Raw genomic sequence first — 17,178 nt, forward strand, 5'->3', positions numbered from 1 at the left:
AGTGCCGGAAACTCCAAACGTCGCCACCGAGCTGGTTGCCCGAAGCAACAGGCTGGGTGCCGATCCGCGCAACACCAACTACGCGGGCGGCAACACGTCCGCGAAGGGCACGGCCATCGACCCGGTGACCCAGCAGCTCGTCGACCTCGTTTGGGTGAAGGGATCGGGTGGCGACCTCGGAACCCTCACCGCCGCGGGGCTCGCCGTCCTGCGCCAGGACCGGCTGAACGCCCTCGTCGACGTGTACCCCGGTGTCGACCGCGAGGACGAGATGGTTGCGGCCTTTGACTATTGCTTGCACGGCAAGGGGGGAGCTGCGCCCTCTATCGACACGGCGATGCACGGCCTGGTGGACGCGCCGCACGTCGACCACCTGCACCCCGACTCGGGGATTGCGCTGGCCACCGCGGCCGATGGCGAGAAGCTCACTGCGGAATGCTTCGGTGATCGAGTTGTCTGGGTGCCGTGGCGCCGGCCCGGTTTCCAGCTCGGGCTGGACATCGCCAAGGTGAAGAAGGACAACCCGCAGGCGATCGGCGTCATCCTCGGCGGCCATGGCATCACCGCGTGGGGCGACACCTCCGCCGAGTGCGAGGCGAACTCGCTCGACATCATCCGTACCGCGGAACGCTTCCTGGCCGAGAAGGGCCGGCCCGCGCCCTTCGGCGCCGTCGTACCGGGGTACGAAGCGCTGCCTGAGGCGGAGCGGCGGGAGCGGGCCGCGGCGTTGGCACCGGTGATCCGTGGGCTCGCGTCGACGGACAACCCGCAGGTGGGGCACTACAACGACTCAGAGGTCGTGCTCGAGTTCACCGCTCGCGAGCGACTCGCCGAGCTGGCCGCCCTCGGCACTTCGTGCCCCGATCACTTCCTGCGGACCAAGGTCCGGCCGCTCGTCCTCGATCTGCCCCCGACGGCTTCGATCGAGGAGGCCGCTCTCCGGCTCAGGGAGTTGCATCTGCAGTACCGCGAGGATTATGCGGCGTACTACGACCGGCACGCGACGCCCGACAGTCCGCCGATGCGCGGGGCCGACCCGGCGATCGTGCTGGTGCCCGGCGTCGGGATGTTCAGCTTCGGCAAGGACAAGCAGACGGCGCGCGTCGCCGGTGAGTTCTACGTCAACGCGATCAACGTGATGCGCGGCGCCGAGGCCGTCTCGACGTATGCGCCGATCGACGAGAGCGAGAAGTTCCGGATCGAGTACTGGGCGCTGGAGGAGGCGAAGCTACAGCGGATGCCCAGGCCGAAGCCGCTCGCCACTCGGGTCGCGTTCGTGACCGGTGGCGGTTCCGGTATCGGCAAGGCGATCGCTCAGCGGCTGGCCGCCGAGGGGGCCTGCGTCGTCGTCGCCGACCTTGACCTGGCCGCCGCCGAAGCCGTCGCCAAGGAGATCGGTACTGCGGATCGTGCGGTGGCCGTCGGCGCGGACGTGTCGGACGGCGCGGCTGTCGAGCAGGCGATGCGGGAGGCGGTGCTCGCCTTCGGTGGCGTGGACCTGGTCGTCAACAACGCCGGCCTGTCGATCTCGAAGCCGCTGCTGGAGACCACCGAGAAGGACTGGGACCTGCAGCACGACGTGATGGCGAAGGGCTCGTTCCTGGTCTCGCGCGCCGCCGCGAAGGTGCTGATCGACCAGGGCATTGGCGGGGACATCGTCTACATCTCCAGCAAGAACGCGGTCTTCGCCGGTCCCAACAACGTCGCGTACGGCGCCGCGAAGGCCGACCAGGCCCACCAAGTCAGGCTGCTCGCGGCTGAACTGGGTGAGTACGGCATCCGCGTCAACGGCGTGAACCCCGACGGGGTCGTCCGCGGTTCCGGGATCTTCGCCAAGGGCTGGGGCGCGCAACGCGCCGCGGTGTACGGCGTACCGGAGTCGGAGTTGGGTGCCTTCTACGCGCAGCGCACGCTGCTCAAGCGCGAGGTGCTGCCGGAGCACGTGGCCGCGGCAGTGTTCTCTCTCGCTGCTGGGGATCTGTCCCTGACGACAGGCCTGCACGTACCCGTCGATGCCGGCGTTGCCGCCGCCTTCCTGCGCTGAGGAGTTTGTCATGTGGAGTAGCGATCCGAGTCGTTCCGTGGACGGGCATGGCGTGCTGCCGTGGGTGGAGCCACGGAAGACTCGGATCGGGCTGGTCGCGGGTGGCCTCGGCGCGTACTGGCCGCAGTTCCCCGACCTGCTCCCGCAGTTGCAGGCCTCGGCGCGACGGGTGTCGGAGCGGTTCTCCGCGCTCGACTGCGAGGTGGTCGACGTCGGCTTCATCTCCGACGCGACCGAGGGAGCGGCCGCGGCCGAGAAGCTCAGGCTGGCCGACTGCGATCTGATCGTCGGCTTCCTGACCACCTACATGACCGCCTCGATGCTCGTCCCGATCGCCCAGCGCAGCGGAGCTCCGGTCCTGCTGCTCAACCTGCAGCCGACGGAGTCGATGGATCACGCGTCCTTCGACACCGGCGCCTGGCTCGCGTACTGCGGCGCCTGCCCACTGCCGGAGATGGCGAACGCCTTCGAACGCTGCGGAATCGACTTCCGCTCGGTCTCCGGGTACGTCGAGGACGAGCGCGCGTGGGCCCGGATCGAGCGGTGGCTCAGGGCGGCGGGAGTTCGGGCTGCGCTCCGGCACGGGCGGCACGGTCTGCTCGGGCATCTCTATCCGGGCATGATGGACGTGATCACCGACCCGACGCTGGTCTCCGCGCAACTCGGCGGGCACGTCGAGATCCTCGAGATCGACGATCTGCGGGTTCGGGTGGAGAAGGTCACCGAGTCCGAGACGAACGCTCGCATGAAGGTCGCCCGGGAGATCTTCGACCTGGACGACTCGGTGGTGGAGGACGACTTCCGCTGGGGTGCGACGGTGTCGGTTGCGCTGGACCGGCTGGTCGAGGACTTCCGGCTCGACACGCTGGCCTACTACCACCGCGGGCTCGATGGCGAGACCCACGAGCGGGTCGCCGCCGGGATGATCCTCGGCGCATCGTTGCTCACGGCAAGGGGTGTGCCGGCGGCGGGGGAGTACGAGCTGCGGACGTCGCTGGCGATGCTGGTGATGGACAAGCTGGGCGCGGGTGGTTCGTTCACCGAGCTGCAGGCGCTGAACTTCCACGACAACGTGGTGGAGATGGGACACGACGGCCCGGCCCACCTCGCGATCAGTGCGAAGAAGCCGTTGCTGCGTGGGCTCGGGGTGTACCACGGCAAGCGTGGCTGGGGAGTCTCGGTCGAGTTCGACGTGAAGCACGGCCCGGTCACTGCGTTGGGGCTCGGGCAGTTGCGCGACGGCTCGTTCCGGTTGATCGCCTCGGAGGGCGAGGTTGTGCCGGGTCCGCTGCTGCAGATCGGCAACACCACGTCGCGCGTCGACTTCGGCTGCGACCCGGGCGAGTGGACCGACGCCTGGTCAGCGTCCGGCGTAGCCCACCACTGGGCGCTCGGTACCGGCCACCGCGCCGCGGAACTGAAGGCAGTAGCTGACCTCCTCCACCTCGACCTCCGCGTCGTGAAGGTCTGATATGGGCCTGAATCTCGCAGCAGTGGACCTCGGAGCCTCGAGCGGCCGGGTCATGGTCGGTCGCGTCGATGCCGGCCGGCTGGACCTGACCGAAGTACACAGGTTCTGGAACGGCGCGGTGCGGCTCGGCGAGACACTGCACTGGGACATCCTCGCGCTGTACCGCGAGACCCTCGTCGGGCTGGCCGCAGCGGATCGCCTCGCCCGCGCGACCTCCGACGGCTCGCCACTTGCCGGAGTTGGCATCGACTCCTGGGCTGTGGATTACGGGTTGCTCGACGCTCATGGCAAGTTGCTGGGGAATCCTGTGCACTACCGGGATGCCCGGACGAATGGCGTGATGGAGCGGGTGCTTACGCAGATTCCCGAGGACGAGTTGTATGCGGTGACTGGGTTGCAGCAGTTGCCGTTCAACACGATCTACCAGTTGGCCGCCGAGCAAGGGCTCGACCGGGCCGCGACGTTGCTGATGATCCCGGATCTGCTCGGCTACTGGCTGACCGGCAAGCGTGGTGCAGAAGCGACGAACGCTTCGACGACCCAGCTGTACGACGTCCGGGCGCGCGGCTGGAACGAGAGTCTCGCCCAGCGGATCGGCGTACCGGCTGGGTTGTTGCCGGAGATTCGGGAAGCGGGGCAGATGATCGGGACCTTGCTGCCTGCGGTGGCTGAGGAGACCGGGCTTGATCCGGTGACGCCGGTCATCGCGGTCGGGTCGCACGACACCGCATCGTCGGTCGTCGCGGTGCCGGCGGCGGAGGGCGAGCGGTTCGCCTACATCTCTTCGGGGACGTGGTCGCTGGCCGGGCTGGAGCTCGACGAGCCCGTACTCACGGCCGAGGCGCAACAGGCGAACTTCACCAACGAAGGCGGGGTCGACGGCCGGATCAGGTTCCTGAAGAACGTGATGGGGCTCTGGATCCTGCAGGAATGTTTGCGGGTGTGGGGTGACGACGACTTGCCGGGTCTGCTGCGCGAAGCTGCCGCGGCGCCCGCGTTCGCAGTACTGATCGATCCCGACGACCCGAGTTTCCTTGCCCCCGGCAACATGCCGGGGCGGATCGAGGAGTTCTGTGCGCGCTCCGGGCAGGATGCTCCGCGATCGCGGGCGGCTGTCGCGCGGTGCGTGCTGGAGAGTCTTGCGCTGGCGTACCGCCGGACGCTGCGGCTGGCGCAGGACGTCGCCGGCCGTGAGATCGACGTCGTGCACGTGATCGGCGGCGGTTCGCAGAACGAGTTGCTCTGCCAGCTGACCGCCGACGCCTGTGGACTGCCTGTGCTCGCCGGGCCGGTCGAGGCCTCCGCGCTCGGCAACGTGCTGGTCCAGGCGCGAGCGCTCGGCGAACCACTGCCCGACCTGACCGCTATGCGCGCACTGGTCCGCGCGACCCACAAGCTGCGGCACTACCAGCCGCAGGGCAAACCGGCCGACTGGGACGCCGCCGAGTCCCGGGTGTTCGGAACAAGGTGATCCGATGACCATTCTCCAGAACAACCCCCTCGCCCCGGAAAACCGAACCCACCCCCGAGAACCCCACCTCCGCCCCGTCCCGCGCGAGCTCCCCCCGCGCGACCAGCAACCGGGTGACGAGCAGGCGCGCGACCTGTACGCCGCCGAGCAAGCCCGGGACAGCCTGGCGCGGGACCTGCATCCCCGCGACCAGTTGGCACGGGACGAGCACCCGCGCGACTTGCGTCCCCGCGAGGCGGCGCGTGAGCCGCAGCCGCGGGAGCTGCATGCAAGGGAGCAGGTGGGGCGCGAGCCGCAGCCGCGGGACACCTTGACCAGGGAGGCGTTCGCTCGGGAGGCTCACGCGCGGGAAGCGCACGCCCGCGACCCGCACGCCCACGACCCACTCGACCGGGAGTTGCTCGCCCGCGAGGCGCCGGCTCACGAGACCCTCGGTCGCGACGTCCGGTCGCGTGACGCGCTGGCCCGGGTCAGCCGGGGAGCGCATCGCGAGATCAGCCACGACGATCTCCAGCTCCTGCGCCTGCTCGCAACCGGTCTGCCGATGGACTCGGTCGCCCGCCGCCTCGACCTCTCCGAACGCACCGTACGCCGGCGCACCCGCGCCGCCTGCGACCGCCTCGGCTTCGGCACCGCCGTAGAAGCCATCGTCTGGGCCGCCCGCCGCGGCCTCCTCTAACCCCAGCCGGCCTCTGGTCGGCAACGCGCGTTACGGCCTCCGGTGGTCACCTGGCCTCCAGCGGTCCCGTAACCGTCGCAGCCTCTGGTGAATGCTCGCGGCGGTACCCGGTAGTGCCTTCGTACGCCTCTTCCTGTGGAACCGCCCGTCCGTGAGGAGCCCGTCCAGATGTCTCTCCGCTCGCGCTTCGGCTGCCTACTAGCCGCCGTCCTCCTGCTCACCCCGCTCCTGCCCGCCACCGCCGCGCCATCGGCCACCACCAAGATCGCGAACCTCAGAACGAACAGCCTCACCAACCCGCTGGGTATCGCCGCCGGCACACCCCGCCTGAGCTGGCAGCTCGACAGCAATCGCCGGTGCACCACCCAAACGCAGTACGAGATCCATGTCGCCTCCACCGCCGCGAAGACCTCCCAGCCCGACGTCTGGAACAGCGGCGTCGTCACGTCCGACCGCTCCGTCGACATCCTGTACGCCGGCCCCGCGCTCACGCCTTACACCCAGTATTTCTGGACCGTCCGGGTCTGGGACGACACCGGTACCGCGTCCGCCTGGGCGCCGGTCGCGACCTTCGAGACGGCCGCGCTCCAACCGCAGGACTGGCGAGGCGACTGGATCGGCGCCGACAGCCAGCCGGGCGCGGAATGGACCGATTACACCCTCGACGCCGACGTCACGCTCGCCAAGGACGCGCTCGGAGTCTTCTTCCGCGGTCGTGCTGGCAACGGCTACATGTGGCAGCTCAACCAGGAGAACGACAGCCGCCCGCTCCTGCGCCCGCACGTGAAGCTGCCCAGCGGCTACACGCTGCTCGGCGAGATCCCGCTGAACGTGAACCTCAAACAGCGGCACCACCTCCGGATCACCGTCAGCGGACAAACGATCACCACCTGGATCGACGGCACCCAGGTCGACCGCCGCGACCGCGCCGATCACAACGCCCCCGGCCTCGTCGGCTTCCGGACCCACGGCGCGGAAGCCGGTGTCGTCCACACCCTGAGGGTCACGAACTCCGCCGGCCGCATCCTCGTCGACACGGCCTTCCCCTCCGGCGATCAGACGTTCCCGGACGGTTCGCTCCTGCCCGCCGGCGGTCTGCAGCTGAAGGGCACCACCGACCTCTGGCTGCCGGGCAAGGCGATCCCGGTCTTCCGCAAGAACATCTCGTTGCCTAGAGCAAAGACTGTGGCGCGGGCGAGGATGCACGCTGCCGCGCAGGGCATCTACGAGCTCAGCCTCAACGGCCGGAAGGTCGGCGACCACCAACTCGCCCCCGGTTGGACCGACTACACCCGCCGGATCCAGTCCCAGAGCTACGACGTCACCAGGCTGCTGTCGAAGGGTGCCAACACGATCGGCGCGGAGCTCGCCGGCGGCTGGTTCGCGGGCAATCTGGCGATGTTCGGTTCGAACAAGTACGGCAGCGAGACAGCTCTCTCGGCGCAACTGCGCGTCACCTACACCGACGGCAGTACCGACGCCTTCGGGACCGACTCGACGTGGGAGACCGCGCCAGGCGCAGTACGGGCTGCTGATCTGCTCAACGGTGAAACGTATGACGCTCGGCGTACGCCAACTGAGTGGGAGCCCGTGCAGATCCGGCCGAGCGCGACCGCAAAACTTGTCCCGCAGACGGATCAGCCGGTCAGAATCACCGAGGAGCTCGAGGCCACGGCGATCCCCTCGCCGACGCCCGGCGTCTACCTCTACGACCTCGGCCAGAACATGGTCGGCGTCGCGCGGCTCCGGCTGACCGGGACGCCGGGGCAGACAGTCAAGATCCGGTACGGCGAGGTGCTCAACCCCGACGGGACCCTCTACACCGACAACCTGCGCAGTGCGAAAGCCACCGACCGCTACACCTTCGCCACCAGCGGCCCGGAGACCTACCAACCGCGCTTCACCTTCCATGGCTTCCGGTACGTCGAAGTCAGCGGCCTCCCCACAGCCCCGCCGGCCAGCGCCATCACCGGCGTGGTGATGGGCACGGACGGCGCCGAGGTCAGCCGGTTCGTCACCAACTCGCCGCTGGTCAACAAGCTGCACAGCAACATCGTCTGGGGTCAGCGCGGCAACTTCCTCTCCATCCCGACCGACACACCGGCCCGCGACGAGCGGATGGGCTGGACCGGCGACATCAATGTGTTCGCCCGGACAGCCGTCTACAACCTGGACTCGCAGGCGTTCCTTACCAAGTGGCTGCAGGATCTCCGCGACAGCCAGGCCGCCAACGGCGCCTACGCCAGCGTCGCGCCGACCGTGCCCAACTCGTTCGACGGCGGACTGGGCAACGCCGGCTGGGCGGACGCGGGCGTCAACGTCCCGTGGACGCTCTGGCAGGCGTACGGCGACACGGCGATCATCACTCAGCACTACGACTCGATGCGCCGGTACGTCGACTACTTGGTCGCGACCTCCGACGGACTCATCCGCGGCGGCGGTGACTACGGCGACTGGCTGAACCTCGACGACCCGACCCCGGGTGACCTGATCGGTACGTCGTTCATCGCCAAGGGCGCTCGCCAGTTGAGTCAGATGGCCGCCGCGATCGGCAACCAGGCGGACGCCGCGAAGTACCAGAAGCTCTATGAGGACACCCGGACTGTCTTCGCGTCTCGTTTCGTGCTGCCCGACGGACGGGTCGGCACGGACAGTCAGACGGGCTACATCCTCGCGTTCACCAGCGACCTCATCCCGCCGGCCAAGGTGACAGCGGCCGGGCAGCACTTCGCGAACACGATCATCCGCCGTGACACCCACTTGTCGACCGGCTTCCTCGGCGTCGACGGACTGCTCCCGGTGCTCACCAAGATCGGCCGCACCGACCTGGCGTACAAGCTGCTGCAGAACACGTCGTACCCGTCCTGGGGTTACGAGATCGGCAAGGGCGCGACCACGATCTGGGAGCGCTGGAACTCGATCAATCCCGACGGCACCTTCAACGACGTCGGGATGAACTCCTTCAACCACTACGCGTACGGCGCCGTCGGCGAGTGGATGTACCGGACCCTCGCCGGCGTCTCGGCCGCCGAGCCCGGCTACCGCAAGGCGCTGATCGCGCCGACGCCGGGGAACGGCATCGACTCCTCCGACTTCCGCCATCAAACGCCGTACGGCGAAATCGCGAGCCGCTGGAAAGGCTCCGCGGAGTACGGCCTGACCCTGGACGTGACCGTGCCGGCCAACACGACCGCGATTGTCCGGCTCCCGGCGCTGAACCCCGCCATGATCAAGGAAAGTGGTAAGCCGCTCGCCGGCGCCGACCACGTCGGGGACGTAGTCGACGAAGGTTCGACGGTGTCGATGACAGTTGCCTCAGGCACCTATCACTTCGTGGTCGGACCGGCGCCGGTCAGCTTCGCAACGGTGGCGGTGACACCGTCCTCAGGCGAGCCCGGTACGACGACCACGGCGACGGCAGTGGTCAAGAACCGTTCGAGCTCCGCGGTGACCGGGACGCTCGAGGTAGCCGTGCCGGAGGGCTGGGCTGCGCCGAAGCCTTCCACGGTGACTCTGGCGCCCGGCGCTCGGTCAACCGTCAACGTGCGGGTGCCGATACCGCTCACCGTCAACGCGGGGCCGGTGAGCTTCACGGCGAAGTTCTCGGACACCCGCGGCGAACTGGCCACCGCGCCCCTTGGCTTCACCGTGACCCAGTCGTTGGAGCCGCCAAACGCCATCGACTACGTGGACCTCGGCGAGCCCGCCTCCGAGAAAGCGCACGGCTTAACCGCCGCACCGTCGTCGGGCACAAATGTGGAGAGCGGACGAACTCGACGATATGCCGGGATCAATGTGCCCGGCGCGTGGTTCGAGTTCGACCTGGCGATCACGGCCGGCCAGCCGTTCGTGATGCGCCTGGTAGAGACCTACGACCGAGCCCAGGTGAAGGACTACGAAATCCTGGTGAACGGCAAGGTCGTCACACGCCGAGCGATGAGTCGGTCGGGCGGCGGGCTGGAAACCTATCAATTCGTCATCGACGATCCAGCCCTGCTAAATGGCCCGACCGCCCGAGTCCGAATCCAACACAACGCGACGGCCACGGGCTATGACCCCTCGATCGCGGACGTCTGGTCCTTGCCCTCCCTCCACCAAGCCAACTAACCGCTCGCTCCTCACCCAATGCGCCCAAGTCGACCTCCACCTCAGCCGAACCTCCACAAACCTCGGCCAGGGCCACCCGAACCCGGCCGAGGTACCTCCTCATCCCGCGGTGTCCTTGCCCGGGCGCGGGTTGCCTGGGTTTGGGTTGCCCGGTGGGGTCACTGGGTGCGGGTTGCCCGGCGGGCGTCGCTGGGTGCGAGTCGCCAGATGTGGGGGTCTGAGTACTAGCGAGCTGCTCGTCGCCTGAGTGGGTAGCCAGGCGTGGGTCACCTTGGGTGGTCTGGGCTGCCGGGTGTGAGCCACTGGGGCACGTTGCCGGGGTAGGGCGCGTGGGCGCGGGGCCTTGGGGCGGATCGGCGGGAGTGCGTTGTGCGTCGCGAACGTAGGCTGCTTCGAGCCGTCGTCGCCGAGCACGATGATCAGCTCGGCGTCCTGCGCCGCCTTGTCCGGTTGTGGGCGATCTCGACCGGGTCGAGTCTCGTCACCCCGCCGCCAGGCTCACCAAAGCCTCGATCGGCACCGAGCTCTGGGAAACCGACCAGCCGCGACGATCCCTGCTCGCTCGCCGCGCAAGCCACCCCAGCCGACCAGTTCCGGAGCCACCGCCAGTGCCCCACCCTTCGAGCCAGCCCTACCGTCCGTCAGGCGCACCAGCCACTTCGGCTGACCGGTTCCGGAGCCACCGCCGGTGCCGCACCCTTCGAGCCAGCCCTACCGTCCGTCAGGCGCACCAGCCACTTCGGCTGACCGGTTCCGGAGCCACCGCCGGTGCCGCACCCTTCGAGCCAGCCCTACCGTCCGTCAGGCGCACCAGCCACTTCGGCTGACCGGTTCCGGAGCCACCGCCGGTGCCGCACCCTTCGAGCCAGCCCTACCGTCCGTCAGGCGCACCAGCCACTTCGGCTGACCGGTTCCGGAGCCACCGCCGGTGCCGCACCCTTCGAGCCAGCCCTACCGTCCGTCAGGCGCACCAGCCACTTCGGCTGACCGGTTCCGGAGCCACCGCCGGTGCCCCACCCTTCGAGCCAGCCCTACCGTCCGTCAGGCGCACCAGCCACTTCGGCCGACCGGTTCCGGAGCCACCGCCGGTGCCGCACCCTTCGAGCCAGCCCTACCGTCCGTCAGGCGCACCAGCCACTTCGGCCGACCGGTTCCGGAGCCACCGCCGGTGCCGCACCCTTCGAGCCAGCCCTACCGTCCGTCAGGCGCACCAGCCACTTCGGCCGACCAGCGCCGGAAACACCGCCGGGGATCCGCCCCTCGAGCCAGATGTACGCCCGCTGGTCGCCCCGTACACGACGATGTTTTCAGGCGCGGCTCTAGTCGCCCGATCCGTGGTGAACGGGCGATTAGGCAGCGGGCATACGCGCCGTCGGCTTCAAGGGCCGACTTGCCACGTGGGCGGGGCCACCGGCGGGGCGGGGGTGCTACGGGCCGGCGGAGGGCGTGCCGCCGTCACCCCACGGGTCGAGGAGTGCGACGGCTTCTGGGGTCAGCCAAGGCAGGGCGCCGGCGCCTGGCTGCACGCTGGACTGCGGGCTCGTCGGCGGGCTGGTCTGCGGGCTGGACGGACGGCCCGATTGTCCGGTGAGACTGGTGGTGGTTACGCGGTCGGGGTGTTCGTGCTGCGGGCTGACACTGACCTGTCCGCCTGAGATCGGGCTGCGGTAGCGGGATAGGTCGGTCAGGTTGGCGAGGCCCGCGGCGCTGGTGATGCCGGGGCTGGTCCAGGTGGGCCGGGCGACGTGGACGACGCCGCCGGTGATGGTGATGGCCCACTGGCCGGAGTGCACGGCGCGGTGGTGACCGGCGCACAGCAGCACCAGGTTCGTGATCGAGGTCGGGCCGCCGTCGATCCAGTGGATCAGGTGGTGGGCGTGGCACTGCCACGGCGGCGCCTTACAGACCACGCAGCCCTTGTCCCGCCTCATCAGCGCCCGCCGGATCGGCCGGGTCACGAAACGCTGCTCGGTGCCGACGTCGAGCGGCTGGGAGTCCGAGCCGAGCACGATCGGCAGGATCGCAGCGTCGCAGGCGAGGCGGCGTACGGCGGAGGCAGAGAGGTTGTCGCCGTAGACGAGCTCGCCGACGGCGTGGGTGGTGGCGGTGCGGAGGTCGTCGAAGTCGATGGTGATGGTGATGTGCGGAACACCCGGCCCACCCGACGTACCAGGGTCGCTGTCGGTGCGGGGTGTGTTGGCCGCGGCCAGATCCAGAATCACGGTCAACGCGTCGGCCTGGCGCTTGTCGTGCGGGCGCGGGTCCAGCTCACCGTCGACGGTGCGGTGGGGCTTGGACAACCGGTTGATCTGGGTACGGAACTGTTCAGCGTTCTCGCCCGCGAGGTAGCCGGTGAACTTCACGCCGCCGTCGGCCCGGTGCAGCGTGAGCGACTCGCGCGCGGCGGCGTCGTGCTCGGCGGGTTCGGGGCCGTCGGTGTCCAACCGGGCCAGCACCTCGCGGCCGAACCCCAGCAGCCCGTCCGGAGTGAGCAGTTGGGCGGCTTCGATCATCTGCTCCTCGGCCACCCGCAGCAAATCGTCTGGGACCGAGGCTGGGGCTTTCTTCAAGGTGGTGATGATGGCTGCGGCCTGGCCCGGGTTCAACACCAGGCCCGGGGCCGGGGCGTCGGCGGTGGTGGGTGTCGGGTCGGCGGGTGCTGCGGGGTCGGGCAGGGCGGCGGTGACGGCGGTGTAGGTGGGCAGGGCCTCGGCGGTCGTGAGGTCTTGCTTGATCTCGCGGCGGTTGCGGTGGTGACGCAGCGACAAGAACTCGACGGTGTCGCGGGCACCATGCTCGCCTGCCAGGCCGCGCTGGTCGAAGTCCGCGACCAACTGCAGGCGGTACGTGCTCAGAGTGGAGAGGGCAGCCTCGACCGCGTCGAGGGTGGACAGCAGGTCGCTGTCACCGAGCCTCGACGGTGGGAGTAGCTGCGTGGTCTCCATGCAGCAAACTCTAGACACCGCCACCGACAATTTCTGAACTCAGACGGCCTTGTTTATAAGGAGAATCGGAGTTGGCAGGAACTAGCCAAGTTGTGCACAGGGCACCCGGTTCTGTGGACAACGATCTGATGTTGCGCAAGGCAACAATTCGGATCAGTGTCGTCACGTCATGGAGGGGTCGGTGGGGGTTCCGTTGTTGATGAAGTCCCGACCGGCCCCTGGAGTGCTGGTCAGCTGTTCGCCAGCGCGTGCTGTCGCTCAGATGCGGTCGGCCCGCTCGACGGTCTGAGCTTTGCGCCCACCCGAACCAGGGCTCCGTCACTTCGCCCAGCGTCGTCCGACGCCCGACCTGATACGCCCGACCGAACTCCACCACAGCCGAGTCGCCCCACTCCAACCACAGCGACCCGGGTAGGGGTTCCCCGCAACCGTCCCGCGCTTCACCCACCGGGTGCCATCAGCCACCCTCCCAACCACCAGCCGCCGCGAACTCGGGTTCCCCCCAACCGGTCCGCTCTCACCAACTGGGCAACCCGCCCACCTAGCAGCCACCGCCGACACCCGAGCCCGCGACCCGCCTGCTTTCACCAAGCGGGCGACGAAGGAGCACGCGCGCGGACCCATCGCAGGAGTACGCGCATAGGCGGGTGGGAGCAGCCGGAGCAGGATGCGACGAAGGATCGTCCAGCGCAGGCAGCGTGGGGGGCGAACTTACCCACTCCATCCACTCCAGCCACCGGAGTTTCTGCCCGCCCAACCGGTCCGCTTGCACCAACTGGGTAGCCCGCCTACCCAGCAGCCACCGCCAACGCGCATCCCCGCGACCCGCCTGCTTTCACCAAGCGGGCGACGAAGGAGCACGCGCGCGGACCCATCGCAGGAGTACGGCGGCAAGAGCGGGTGGGAGCAGCCGGAGCAGGATGCGACGAAGGAGCGTCCAGCGCAGGCGGCGCGGGCGACTCATCCCACCCGCCCCCCACCCGCCAGCCAGCCGGTGGTTGGTCAGATGAGGTAGCGGAATTCGGCGGAGTCCGGCTTGATGCGTTCGATGTCGAGCGGTGCCGCCTCCATCCGGTCCAGCAGACCGGTGAGGTCAGTGGGCCGGCCGATCTCGATGCCGACGAGGGCGACGCCGGTCTCCCGGTTGTTGCGCTTCACGTACTCGAACAGCGTGATGTCGTCATCCGGCCCAAGAACATCATCGAGGAACTGCCGCAAAGCTCCCGGCTCCTGCGGAAAGGTCACCAGGAAGTAGTGCTTGAGCCCTTTGTGGACCAGCGACCGCTCCAAAATCTCGCCGTACCGACTCACATCGTTGTTCCCACCCGACAGCAGGCAGACCACCGTCTGCCCCGGCTTGACCTCCACCCCGTTGCCGAGTGCGGCCGCCGACAAAGCTCCTGCTGGCTCAGCGATCAACCCGTCCGTCTGATACAGCTCCAGCATCTCGGAGCAAACCAACCCCTCGGGCACCGACATCAACTCCACACCAGCCGCCGCGACAAGCGGGAGTGTCACGTCACCGACCCGGCGTACGGCCGCTCCATCCACAAAGCTGTCGAGATGCGGCAGCGTCACAGGCTCACCAGCTGCCAACGCAGCAGCCATACTCGCCGCCCCCGCAGGCTCAACCCCGACAATCCGTACTTCGGGATGCCGCTGCGCCAGCCAAGTCGCCACCCCAGCGATCAGCCCGCCTCCACCAACCGGCACCACCAGTACGTCGGGCGCATGGCCAAGCTGCTCGATGAGTTCAACAGCAAGCGTCCCCTGTCCCGCAACGGTTCTCGGATCGTCAAAGGCAGGCACCAGCGTCGCGCCGGTCGCGGCCGCCTCGGCAAGCGCAGCAGCGGCGGCATCGTCATAGGTGTCGCCAGTCACGATGACCTCGACCTGAGAACCGCCCAGAGCCGCAATCCGGTCACGCTTCTGGCGCGGCGTGGTCCGCGGTACGAAAACCCGGCCGTGGACGTCGAGGATGTGGCATGAGTACGCCAACCCCTGCCCGTGATTCCCCGCGCTCGCACACACCACGCCGGCCTTCTTGAAAGCGTCGTCGAGCTGGGCAATCAAGTTGTAGGCGCCGCGCAGCTTGTAGGAACGCCCGATCTGCAGGTCTTCGCGTTTCAGCCAGACGTCGGCACCGGTGCGTGCGGAGAGTCGCAGGTTGCGCTGCAACGGCGTCCGGACCGCGACCCCGTCGAGGCGCCGGACGGCAGCCTCGATCTGCCCCACGTCGACCGCGTTTGAAACAACTGAGTGACCCGGCATGGAGTCGGTCTTTGCCCTGCCCTGCATGACGTTCCTTCCCGTGCATCTGCACGATCTCCAACGAATTGCTCGCTGCACAAGACACGCTACGTCCAGAGTTCGGACCGCCGGACACCGTTGCGCAACAGGTCGTTTTTTCAGGAGTGAAAAGGGTCTGGCGTGGGCAGTCTAGTTCTCATACGCTCACTCGGTGTAACGGCCAGGGGTCTGGACGGGATGAGCCGAGTAAACCGGTCAACGGGGACTGGAGGGCACAGATGGAATCGATTCCGTTCAGTCTGTGGGGCGACGCGTTGTGGTGTGGGCAGGAGGTCGTGCGGGAGGCTCCGCACGAGCAGGCGATCCGTCGCCTGTTTCCCGACCCGATCCCGGCTCGTGGCGCAGACCTGGACACCACCGCGGATCTTGTCCCAGAACCGCGAAACCGCTTCGACCCCCGCTCGATCGCAGTTCGGGTGCAGGGCAAGGTGGTCGGCTACCTGCCGCGGGACGATGCGCACCGGTACCACCCGGTGTTGTCGGAACTGGTGGCCCAGGGCCTGCAACCGCAGGTGCCGTGTCACTTGTGGGTCAGTGAATGGGAACCCGCCGATTGGGAGGGCAGAGGCGATCACGGCACCGAGTTCCATGCCAGCGTCGCCGTCGCTCTGGGCCAGCCGCACATGCTGGTCCCGGTGAACCTGCCACCGCCCGGGAGCTATCACCTGCTGCCGCCGGGCAGCGGGATCGTCGTACCGGGAGGTGAGGTCCCTCCGGATGTCCTGGCGCCGTTCTTCCGGCCGGAAGGCGAGTGCTGGGCGTACGGGACGATGCACGCGGTCGAGGAAGAGGACGGGTTCCAGGAGCGGCACCAGATGGTGGTGGAGGTCAGGCTGGACGACGAGCCCGTCGGCCGGCTGAGCCCTCGCCTCAGTGCCGAGTTCCTGCCCGCCATTCACTACCTGGCGGACATGCGGGCCGAGACGGCCGCACGAGTCGCCGTACGCGGTGACCGGACAGCATCGGAGGTGATTTTGTACGCGGCTCGGAGTCATGACCTGCCGGCGACCTGGCCGGACGGTTTGACCCGGTCTCCAGTGGCTTCACCACCCTGGCACTACTGGGTCGGTAAAGAAGCGAACTGACCTCGAGGCGGCCGCGCAGTACTCACCTAAAAGGTGGAGGCGGGTACTGCGGGGCTACCGAGGGGGTCTACAGGTTCGTACTGAAGGACTGGAAGATCTCGTCCAGGGCTCCGGGCAGGTCGTCGTGCCCGAAGTCCGGGTAGACGCGGAGTTGCTTGGGGCCGCCCAGCTTGTTGTAGGCGGCGTACTGCGTCGACGGCGGGCAGGTCTGGTCTTCCAGGCCGATGTAGAGCGTGACGTCGGACTGGACCTTGGGCGCCAGGTGCTGCAGGTCGATGTAGCCGAGCGTCGTGAACACCTCCTGCTCGCGCAGGTGCCTGGGGTCGCGCTTCTTGAACCAGGTGGTGATCTCGTCGTACGGGCCCTTCTCCAGGTTGAGCTCCCACGCGCGCTGGTAGTCGACCAGGAACGGGAACACGCTAGCCGTGGACTTGATCCCCGGCGCCAGGGCCGCACAGACCAGGCTGAGCCCACCGCCCTGGCTCCAGCCAGTGGTGCCGATTCTGGTCTCGTCGACCTCCGGCAGGGCGCCGATGATGTCGGCGAGCCGGCGGGTGTCCAGGAAGACGTGCCGGTACAGCAACCCTTCCGGGCCGTCGTCCAGGCCCTCCACGAGGTGGTTGCGCAGGGAGAAGCTGTTGGCCTGCTGCGAGTCGGTCCGGAACGCCACCTGCTCGCGCACGTCGAGAGCGGCCACAGTGAACCCGCGGGCGGCGTACGGGAGCAGCTCGACCCACTTGGGCTGCTCGCCGCCGTACCCGTGGAAGATCAGCACGGCCGGGCCTTCGGCGTTGTGCGGCCGGATCACCTTGGCGTGCACGCGGTAGCCGCCAGTGCCGGTGAAGTAAAGATGCTCGGTCTTCGCGAACGGAAGCGGGAAGTCGGTCGCCTCGGCGAACTCGGTCTCCGGCTCGGTGGCGGCGAGCTCGACCAGCGACTTCTCCCAGAACTGGTCGAAATCGGCCGGCCGGGGATTGGTCCCCTGGTAGGTGAGCAGTTCCTCGGCGGACATCTCGAACGACAACACGGTCTGCGGGCTCCCTTTGTCAGCGCAAACGAACGACTC

General features: G+C 68.4%; 9 protein-coding genes. 6 read left to right on the top strand and 3 right to left on the bottom strand.

Going from position 1 to position 17,178, the window contains the following annotated elements; translation table 11 throughout:
• Position 1 precedes the first annotated feature (1 nt).
• The 5 genes from ACQPYM_RS01465 to ACQPYM_RS01485 all read left to right on the top strand — a co-directional run bounded on the left by ACQPYM_RS01465 (position 2) and on the right by ACQPYM_RS01485 (position 9,772).
• Entirely contained in the window at positions 2-2,044 is a 2,043-nt protein-coding gene (locus ACQPYM_RS01465; RefSeq protein WP_433013510.1) for a bifunctional aldolase/short-chain dehydrogenase, read from the top strand.
• A gap of 10 nt (positions 2,045-2,054) precedes the next feature.
• Complete coding sequence (locus ACQPYM_RS01470) at positions 2,055-3,515, top strand: arabinose isomerase (protein ID WP_433013513.1); 1,461 nt, start codon at positions 2,055-2,057, stop codon at positions 3,513-3,515.
• Between the two features lies 1 nt (position 3,516).
• Positions 3,517-4,986, top strand: coding sequence for a rhamnulokinase (locus tag ACQPYM_RS01475; RefSeq protein WP_433013516.1), 1,470 nt, complete (start codon positions 3,517-3,519; stop codon positions 4,984-4,986).
• Positions 4,987-4,990: 4 nt separating this feature from the next.
• Positions 4,991-5,665, top strand: coding sequence for a LuxR C-terminal-related transcriptional regulator (locus ACQPYM_RS01480; protein WP_433013519.1), 675 nt, complete (start codon positions 4,991-4,993; stop codon positions 5,663-5,665).
• Positions 5,666-5,833: 168 nt separating this feature from the next.
• Positions 5,834-9,772 carry a family 78 glycoside hydrolase catalytic domain gene (locus ACQPYM_RS01485; protein ID WP_433013522.1) on the top strand — a complete coding sequence of 1,313 codons (3,939 nt, stop codon included), beginning with the start codon at positions 5,834-5,836 and terminating at the stop codon, positions 9,770-9,772.
• 1,427 nt (positions 9,773-11,199) lie between these two features.
• Here ACQPYM_RS01485 and ACQPYM_RS01490 read toward each other — a convergent pair.
• Both ACQPYM_RS01490 and ilvA read right to left on the bottom strand, forming a co-directional pair.
• Complete coding sequence (locus ACQPYM_RS01490; protein ID WP_433013525.1) at positions 11,200-12,717, bottom strand: DUF222 domain-containing protein; 1,518 nt, start codon at positions 12,715-12,717, stop codon at positions 11,200-11,202.
• A 1,002-nt stretch (positions 12,718-13,719) separates the two neighbouring features.
• A complete protein-coding gene (ilvA, locus tag ACQPYM_RS01495) occupies positions 13,720-14,988 on the bottom strand; it encodes a threonine ammonia-lyase IlvA (protein WP_433023156.1) in 1,269 nt (422 codons plus the stop codon).
• A 257-nt stretch (positions 14,989-15,245) separates the two neighbouring features.
• Here ilvA and ACQPYM_RS01500 point away from each other — a divergent pair, with 257 nt between their 5' ends.
• A complete protein-coding gene (locus ACQPYM_RS01500) occupies positions 15,246-16,112 on the top strand; it encodes an HIRAN domain-containing protein (protein ID WP_433013528.1) in 867 nt (288 codons plus the stop codon).
• 67 nt (positions 16,113-16,179) lie between these two features.
• Here the strand turns inward: ACQPYM_RS01500 and ACQPYM_RS01505 are convergent, their stop codons facing one another.
• Positions 16,180-17,139: an acetylxylan esterase gene (locus ACQPYM_RS01505; protein ID WP_433013531.1), complete on the bottom strand. Its 960-nt coding sequence runs from the start codon at positions 17,137-17,139 to the stop codon at positions 16,180-16,182.
• Positions 17,140-17,178 lie beyond the last annotated feature (39 nt).

The sequence above is a fragment of the Kribbella sp. CA-294648 genome (assembly GCF_050943845.1).
Taxonomy (GTDB): Bacteria; Actinomycetota; Actinomycetes; order Propionibacteriales; family Kribbellaceae; genus Kribbella.

Excerpts from the sequence above, each read along its gene's own strand:
- ACQPYM_RS01485 (WP_433013522.1), top strand. The coding sequence starts at position 5,834 with ATGTCTCTCCGCTCGCGCTTCGGCTGCCTACTAGCCGCCGTCCTCCTG.
- ACQPYM_RS01480 (WP_433013519.1), top strand. The coding sequence starts at position 4,991 with ATGACCATTCTCCAGAACAACCCCCTCGCCCCGGAAAACCGAACCCAC.
- ACQPYM_RS01500 (WP_433013528.1), top strand. The coding sequence starts at position 15,246 with ATGGAATCGATTCCGTTCAGTCTGTGGGGCGACGCGTTGTGGTGTGGG.
- ilvA (WP_433023156.1), bottom strand. The coding sequence starts at position 14,988 with ATGCCGGGTCACTCAGTTGTTTCAAACGCGGTCGACGTGGGGCAGATC.
- ACQPYM_RS01490 (WP_433013525.1), bottom strand. The coding sequence starts at position 12,717 with ATGGAGACCACGCAGCTACTCCCACCGTCGAGGCTCGGTGACAGCGAC.
- ACQPYM_RS01470 (WP_433013513.1), top strand. The coding sequence starts at position 2,055 with ATGTGGAGTAGCGATCCGAGTCGTTCCGTGGACGGGCATGGCGTGCTG.
- ACQPYM_RS01475 (WP_433013516.1), top strand. The coding sequence starts at position 3,517 with ATGGGCCTGAATCTCGCAGCAGTGGACCTCGGAGCCTCGAGCGGCCGG.